This window comes from Celeribacter naphthalenivorans, from assembly GCF_020524585.1.
GTDB lineage: Bacteria > Pseudomonadota > Alphaproteobacteria > Rhodobacterales > Rhodobacteraceae > Celeribacter > Celeribacter naphthalenivorans.
Genome location: NZ_JAIVLK010000010.1, coordinates 242,026 through 249,038 on the forward strand (window position 1 = coordinate 242,026; position 7,013 = coordinate 249,038).

Genomic DNA, 7,013 nt, shown 5'->3' on the forward strand with positions numbered 1-7,013 from the left:
GGACCTCTATACGCTTCGCCGTCCGTCACAACACGCTTTACCACCCTTCCGCGCCCATGCGTTTGGCGTGGCGTCCACGTCGCGCTCTGCCCGCGCCGGATCAGATCGGGACCATACCGATCGAGGGCGGGGACTGGGGCGATGGGGTGACGTCGGAGTTGGGGTTTCGGTTGGAGATTGAGGTGGGGTAGCCATAAAATGGCTTTTGCTCACCTTTCATTCTTGAATGCTCAGGGATCATTCTTAGCTCTAAGTTAGCATTTAAGTAGGGAGTGATAAAATGCCGAAAAACACAAAACAGACCTCATCTAAAATTGCCTCACAAGCCTCAAAAGTCCTGCGCAGCAAAAGTTCATCCGCCAAAGAAAAAAGCCTCGCAGCTTCGGCTCTCGCTCAAAGCGGCACCGGCAAACAAACCGGGAAAGCTATGGAAGGCAAAGCCGCAAAAGCTGTATTTGGAAAGCATAATAGCAAAACAGCACGCGAGCTGGGTGGCTCAGTGCTTTCTCAATCCAATAAAGCGAGATGACAAAAACCCCCGCCAATGTCTCAGCGGGGGTTTCTTAATTTTTAACCGGGCATGGTCTCATCGTTTCTTTGAAACGACTGCCACATGCGCGTGACAGTCCGCTTGCGCGGACCGCACGTTCACCAGTCTTCGCGAACCACGGTGCGGGTTTTGATCGGGAGTTTCATCGCGGCAAGGCGCAGAGCCTCACGAGCGACTTCTTCCGAAACGCCGTCCAGTTCGAACATCACGCGGCCGGGTTTGACTTTGCAGACCCAACGGTCCACGGAGCCTTTACCTTTACCCATACGAACTTCGACGGGCTTTGCGGTCACCGGGGTGTCCGGGAAGATACGGATCCAGACACGGCCCTGACGCTTCATGTGACGCGTCATGGCACGACGTGCAGCTTCGATCTGACGCGCGGTGATGCGCTCGGGCTCAACGGCTTTGAGGCCGAAGGTGCCGAAGTTCAGATCGGAACCGCCTTTTGCCTCACCGTGAATCCGGCCTTTGTGCATTTTGCGGAATTTTGTACGCTTTGGCTGAAGCATGTCTCAGACCTCCTTAGCGACGGCCGCCGCGGTCACCGCGAGGTGCCGGACCGGCTTGGGCTTCTTCGGCGCGACGGTCACGAGCCTGCGGGTCGTGTTCCATGATCTCGCCTTTGAAGATCCAGGTTTTGATGCCGATGATGCCGTAAGCGGTCGATGCTTCAGCATGCGCGTAGTCGATGTCTGCACGCAGGGTGTGAAGCGGAACGCGACCTTCGCGGTACCATTCGGTACGCGCGATTTCAGCACCACCAAGACGACCAGCGACGTTCACGCGGATGCCGAGGGCACCCATACGCATGGCGTTCTGCACGGCGCGCTTCATGGCACGACGGAAGGACACACGACGCTCGAGCTGTTGCGCGATGCTTTCGGCCACGAGTTGGGCGTCGAGCTCCGGCTTGCGCACTTCAACGATGTTGAGGTGCAGCTCGGAATCGGTCATCGCAGCGACTTTCTTGCGCAGACCTTCGATGTCTGCACCTTTCTTGCCGATGATGACACCCGGACGGGCGGTGTGGATCGTGACGCGGCACTTCTTGTGCGGACGCTCGATGATCACACGGCTGATGCCGGCTTGTTTGCACTCTTCCTTGACGAACTCACGGATTTTCAGGTCTTCGAGAAGAAGATCACCGTAGTCCTTGCTGTCAGCGTACCAGCGGCTATCCCAGGTGCGGTTGACCTGGAGACGCATGCCAATCGGGTTAACCTTATGACCCATTAGTTTTGCTCCTCAACTTGACGCACCTTGATGGTGATTTCCGCGAACGGCTTCATGATCTTGCCGAAACGACCACGGGCACGCGGGCGACCGCGCTTCATGGTCAGGTTCTTGCCGACCCAAGCTTCGGCGACGATGAGTTCATCGACGTCGAGACCGTGGTTGTTCTCGGCATTGGCAATGGCGGACTGAAGGCATTTCTTCACGTCCACAGCGATACGCTTGTTGGAGAAAGTGAGGTCCGTGAGGGCCTTGTCCACTTTCTTACCGCGGATCATCTGAGCCACGAGGTTCAGTTTCTGCGGCGAAACGCGAAGCATTTTGGTTTTGGCCATTGCTTCGTTGTCAGCCACGCGACGGGGATTTGCTACCTTACCCATGACTTATTTCCGTTTCGCTTTTTTGTCTGCGGCGTGACCGTAGTAGGTGCGAGTCGGTGCATATTCACCGAACTTCTGACCGATCATGTCTTCCGAGACGTTGACGGGGATGTGCTTCTGACCGTTGTACACACCAAAGGTGAGGCCAACGAACTGAGGCAGAATGGTGGAACGGCGGGACCAGATCTTGATGACCTCGTTGCGACCGCTCTCGCGAGCTTTTTCGGCCTTCTTGAGGACGTAAGCGTCCACAAACGGGCCTTTCCAGACAGAACGTGCCATATCTTAGCGACCCTTCTTCTTGGCGTGACGCGAGCGAATGATGAGCTTGCTGGACGCCTTGTTCTTGTTGCGCGTTTTCGCGCCTTTCGTCGGTTTACCCCACGGCGTCACTGGGTGACGACCACCAGAGGTCCGGCCTTCACCACCACCATGGGGGTGATCGATCGGGTTCATAACCACACCACGCACGGAGGGACGGATGCCCTTGTGGCGGTTACGACCGGCTTTACCGATGTTCTGGTTGGAGTTGTCAGGGTTGGACACGGCACCGACGGTGCACATGCATTCCTGACGCACGAGGCGCAGTTCGCCAGAAGAGAGGCGGATCTGGGCGTAGCCACCGTCACGACCCACGAATTGGGCGTAGGTGCCGGCTGCGCGAGCGATCTGACCACCTTTGCCGGGCTTCAGCTCGACGTTGTGGACGATCGTACCGATCGGCAGACCGGAGAACGGCATGGCGTTGCCCGGCTTCACGTCAGCTTTGGCGGAGGCGATGACTTTGTCGCCGACGGCCAGACGCTGCGGAGCCAGGATGTAAGCCTGTTCGCCGTCTTCGTATTTGATGAGCGCGATGAACGCGGTGCGGTTCGGGTCATATTCGATCCGTTCCACGGTTGCTGCGACGTCAAACTTGGTGCGTTTGAAGTCGACGATGCGATAGAGACGCTTTGCCCCGCCGCCTTTGCGGCGCATCGTGATCCGTCCGGTGTTGTTCCGGCCGCCGTTCTTGGTCAAACCCTCGGTGAGAGATTTGACCGGACGCCCTTTCCAAAGCTCCGAACGGTCGATCAGAACCAACCCACGTTGGCCAGGCGTCGTCGGTTTATACGACTTGAGTGCCATAGTTTCTGTCTTCCGTTTGCTTTGGGTCATGTATTGTAGCTCGTTTGCTACGACCCGTTTTCGTCTAAGGCCGGGGGCTCTCGTGACTGTCGTCTGGCCCTCGTCCCACACAAATCACGGGCCCCAAGAACGAATCCGGGGCCGTGAGATGGGCGGGGTATAGTGGGTGTTGCGGGGGGAGTCTAGTGCGGAGTGGAAATAATCCACTCTGGGTGGGACTTGAGCGCGAGCGCCTGCCCTCTGGGTGGGGCATTCACCTTTTCAATGGCGCTTTTTGCCTGCCAATTGCCGACAAGACAAAACAGGCGGGGCAGCATCTCAGAGCGACAAGATTAGTCCGACCAGCGCCAAAACAACGCCCACAACCCACTTCCATTCTGACTTCAGGAAAAACCACACAGATCGAGCCAATTTGGCGCTCCAGTGAAAACGCCGCGTTCCTCCGATCACAACCAATTTGCTGCGAGGGTCGTTCTCCCTGAAAACGTATGCGCCACACCACCAGAGCTCAATCTTTTCACGGACCTTAAGAAGCAACATTGAAAGCTGAACACCTCGAAGCGCTGTTGAACTACCTGAAGACAATAGCCAAACTGTTAGACACAAAAAAGCCCCCCGGTTCTCACCGAGGGGCTTCTTCATTTCAAACCTATCTCTAAAACTTAGAGACCGGTGGTCACGTCGATGGCGTTGCCGTCTTCGAGGGTGACGTAGGCTTTTTTGACGTCTTTACGCTTGCCCGGCTGACCGCGGAAACGCTTGGTCTTACCTTTGGTGACAACCGTGTTGACCGCTTTCACCTTCACACCAAAAAGCTCTTCAACAGCTTTTTTGATCTGCGGTTTGTTGGAGTCGATGGCGACTTCGAACACCACAGCACCAGCCTCGGAAGCCATGGTGGCTTTCTCGGTGATGATCGGCTTGCGGATCACGTCGTAGAGTTCAGCTTTGTTGGTCATTTCAGGCGAGCCTCCAGAGCTTCGACACCTGCTTTGGTGATCACGAGCGTGTCACGTTTCAGGATGTCATAGACGTTGGCGCCAATGGTCGGCAGCACGTCGACGCCAGCGAGGTTCGCAGCCGCAGCTTTGAAGTTCGCATCAACGTCAGCACCGTCGATCACCAGAACGCGTTTCCAGCCCTGCTCCTTGACCGCCTTGGCGAGCAGAGCGGTTTTGGCTTCGGCGAGTTTCGCATCTTCGATAATCACGAGATTACCGGAGGCGGCTTTTGCCGAAAGAGCGTGACGCAGACCGAGCTTACGGAATTTCTTCGTAAGATCGTGGCCGTGCGAACGCGGGGTCGGGCCTTTGTAGATACCACCTTTGCGGAAGATCGGCGCCTTGCGGGACCCGTGGCGTGCGCCGCCGGTGCCTTTTTGGCGATAGATCTTCTTGGTGGAGTAGGACACTTCCGAGCGGGTCTTGACCTTGTGGGTGCCCTGCTGCGCGTTGTTGCGCTGCCAGCGAACCACGCGGTGCAGAATGTCTGCACGCGGCTCAAGACCGAAGAGAGCCTCGTCGAGGTCCAGTTTGATCACGTTGAAAGTCATGCTTCACCCCCTTCTGCCGGAGCTTCTTCAGCCGGAGCTGCAGTTGCTTCAGAGGCAGCGGATTTCAGAGCAGCCGGGAGCGGCGCGTTCTCGGGGAACGGCTTTTTCACGGCGTCTTTGATGGTGACCCAGCCACCTTTGGAGCCCGGAACAGCGCCTTTGACCATGATCAGACCACGGTCGGCGTCCGTGCGGACAACCTGGAGGTTTTGGGTGGTGACACGGGCAGCACCCATGTGACCGGCCATCTTTTTACCTTTGAACACACGACCCGGGTCTTGACACTGACCGGTGGAACCGTGGGAACGGTGGGAGATGGACACACCGTGCGAGGCACGCAGACCGCCGAAGTTGTGGCGTTTCATGGCACCGGCAAAACCTTTACCGATGGAGGTGCCGGAAACGTCAACGAACTGACCTTCGAAGTAATGGTCAGCGGAGATTTCCGCGCCAACTTCGATCAGCTTGTCTTCGTCCACGCGGAACTCGGCCACTTTGCGTTTCGGGGCAACATTCGCCGCAGCGAAGTGACCACGCATCGCTTGCGAGGTGCGTTTTGCTTTTGCGGAGCCAGCGCCGAGCTGAACGGCAGTGTAGCCGTCTTTCTCGGAGGTGCGCTGAGCGACCACTTGCAGGTTGTCGAGTTGGAGAACGGTCACAGGAATCTGTTTGCCGTCTTCCATGAAGAGGCGGGTCATGCCGACCTTCTTCGCGATAACACCAGAGCGCAACATATCTGATTGCCCCCCTTAGACTTTGATCTCGACGTCCACACCAGCGGCGAGGTCGAGCTTCATCAGCGCGTCCACGGTCTGGGGGGTCGGGTCAACGATGTCGAGCAGACGCTTGTGCGTGCGGATCTCGAACTGATCGCGGGATTTCTTGTCGATGTGAGGACCACGGAGAACCGTGAACTTCTCAATCTTGTTCGGCAGCGGGATCGGGCCACGGACCTGAGCGCCAGTGCGCTTTGCCGTGTTGACGATTTCCTGGGTCGACGCATCGAGCACGCGGAAATCAAATGCCTTCAGCCGAATACGGATGTTCTGGCCTTGCATAGCATTGCCTTTCTTAGGCTTATTGAGGTTGAGAGGTCGAAACGGCTTATTCCGTCCCCACGTCGAACCTTATGAAGCGAGGTCTCAAGGTATGAGCGAATCCCTCTTCATGCGTTCTCCCCAAAGAGAACTCGCGGGATATAGAGGGGTAGCCCCTCTCTGGCAAGCCTTTTCCCCTCATTTCCTGAGATATTCCAAAGCAAGGTTCTCCACCTTTTCAAACGACACCTCAAACCATTCGGTTCCCGTGCCGCCGAGGATACGCTCTTTGTCAAATTGTCCGTGAAGAAAGCCTTCTAAAGATACGGCATCATTCGTCCGAATTATATAACGCAAAATCGGTATCCCCGGGTTACCCGTTCGATATTGTTGAAAAATGCGTCCGAGCACTGCGCCAATATCTGAACTTACATGTCTCCCAATTTTGCAACATGGGAACTTGGCCCGATCCAAAATGCTGTCAGTGTAAACATAGACGCATTCTGCTCCGTCCCCGAATATTTTGGTCTTTTCCGAGGATTTTTTTCGCTCCTCTATCAGACGGCTATTCCCACCATGCTCTATCTCCAGATTGCCAGCTTCTGTAAGAGCGTAAACATCTGTTTTCCAATTCGTCAGCGCGTCCGTTTTCTCGTCGAAATCAACGGCACCTCCGCGTACTAGCCCATTTCCGAAAAGGCACCTAATGGCTGCATCCCGAATATCGTCGGCCCACCCCTTTTCGGTGTCAAAGCTAAACCCCGCCCCCAATTTGGGCGTGTATCGCTCCAATGCTTCGGCAAGCGAAATCGGCAGAGTGCCTCGCTCAGAGTCAACCAAAATGAAACCCATAGCTTTTTTCTGAAGCGGCCTCATTTCTCGAACCACTTGGGCATGCCCCATTAAACGCCTCTCCAATTCTTAGCCCCTTTCCTAAAGTACTAAATAAAACAAAAAGGGCTCCACTTTCGTGGAGCCCCTCTCAATAGTCAAATCCGAGCTAATTAAGCGAGGATTTTGGACACAACGCCCGAACCAACAGTCCGGCCACCTTCGCGGATCGCGAAGCGGAGGCCTTCTTCCATCGCGATCGGCGCGATCAGCTCAACCGTGAACTTCAGGTTGTCGCC

12 protein-coding genes are annotated in these 7,013 nt (G+C 56.1%); 1 reads left to right on the forward strand and 11 read right to left on the reverse strand.

Annotated elements, in window-relative coordinates; all coding sequences use genetic code 11:
• Window positions 1–280: 280 nt before the first annotated feature.
• Window positions 281–529, forward strand: a complete 249-nt coding sequence (locus LC094_RS19595) for a hypothetical protein (RefSeq protein ID WP_226554476.1) — start codon at window positions 281–283, stop codon at window positions 527–529.
• Between the two features lie 119 nt (window positions 530–648).
• Here the strand turns inward: LC094_RS19595 and rplP are convergent, their stop codons facing one another.
• The 11 genes from rplP to LC094_RS19650 form a co-directional block, all read right to left on the reverse strand.
• On the reverse strand, window positions 649–1,062 hold the full coding sequence (gene rplP / locus LC094_RS19600) for a 50S ribosomal protein L16 (protein ID WP_219785768.1): 414 nt from the start codon (window positions 1,060–1,062) through the stop codon (window positions 649–651).
• Between the two features lie 13 nt (window positions 1,063–1,075).
• Window positions 1,076–1,786, reverse strand: a complete 711-nt coding sequence (gene rpsC, locus LC094_RS19605; RefSeq protein WP_219785767.1) for a 30S ribosomal protein S3 — start codon at window positions 1,784–1,786, stop codon at window positions 1,076–1,078.
• Window positions 1,786–2,166: a 50S ribosomal protein L22 gene (rplV, locus tag LC094_RS19610; protein WP_167601426.1), complete on the reverse strand. Its 381-nt coding sequence runs from the start codon at window positions 2,164–2,166 to the stop codon at window positions 1,786–1,788. Before rplV ends, rpsC begins: the two co-directional genes overlap by 1 nt.
• Before the next feature lie 3 nt (window positions 2,167–2,169).
• Window positions 2,170–2,448, reverse strand: a complete 279-nt coding sequence (gene rpsS, locus LC094_RS19615; protein WP_090060730.1) for a 30S ribosomal protein S19 — start codon at window positions 2,446–2,448, stop codon at window positions 2,170–2,172.
• Window positions 2,449–2,451: 3 nt separating this feature from the next.
• The gene (gene rplB / locus LC094_RS19620; protein WP_219785766.1) at window positions 2,452–3,294 is read right to left on the reverse strand and encodes a 50S ribosomal protein L2; all 843 of its coding nucleotides are present in this window, start codon (window positions 3,292–3,294) and stop codon (window positions 2,452–2,454) included.
• A gap of 662 nt (window positions 3,295–3,956) precedes the next feature.
• The gene (locus LC094_RS19625; protein ID WP_090060732.1) at window positions 3,957–4,253 is read right to left on the reverse strand and encodes a 50S ribosomal protein L23; all 297 of its coding nucleotides are present in this window, start codon (window positions 4,251–4,253) and stop codon (window positions 3,957–3,959) included.
• Window positions 4,250–4,846 carry a 50S ribosomal protein L4 gene (rplD, locus tag LC094_RS19630; RefSeq protein WP_167601422.1) on the reverse strand — a complete coding sequence of 199 codons (597 nt, stop codon included), beginning with the start codon at window positions 4,844–4,846 and terminating at the stop codon, window positions 4,250–4,252. Before rplD ends, LC094_RS19625 begins: the two co-directional genes overlap by 4 nt.
• Window positions 4,843–5,580 (reverse strand): 50S ribosomal protein L3, encoded by a 738-nt coding sequence (rplC, locus tag LC094_RS19635; protein WP_167601421.1) that lies wholly within the window; start codon window positions 5,578–5,580, stop codon window positions 4,843–4,845. The genes rplD and rplC overlap by 4 nt, the downstream gene beginning before the upstream one ends.
• A 15-nt stretch (window positions 5,581–5,595) precedes the next feature.
• Window positions 5,596–5,904 carry a 30S ribosomal protein S10 gene (gene rpsJ / locus LC094_RS19640; RefSeq protein ID WP_066707020.1) on the reverse strand — a complete coding sequence of 103 codons (309 nt, stop codon included), beginning with the start codon at window positions 5,902–5,904 and terminating at the stop codon, window positions 5,596–5,598.
• A gap of 177 nt (window positions 5,905–6,081) precedes the next feature.
• Window positions 6,082–6,786 carry a GIY-YIG nuclease family protein gene (locus tag LC094_RS19645; protein WP_226554477.1) on the reverse strand — a complete coding sequence of 235 codons (705 nt, stop codon included), beginning with the start codon at window positions 6,784–6,786 and terminating at the stop codon, window positions 6,082–6,084.
• 101 nt (window positions 6,787–6,887) lie between these two features.
• Window positions 6,888–7,013: EF-Tu C-terminal domain-related protein (locus LC094_RS19650; protein ID WP_449727672.1), on the reverse strand; the 126-nt coding region annotated here is incomplete at its 5' end.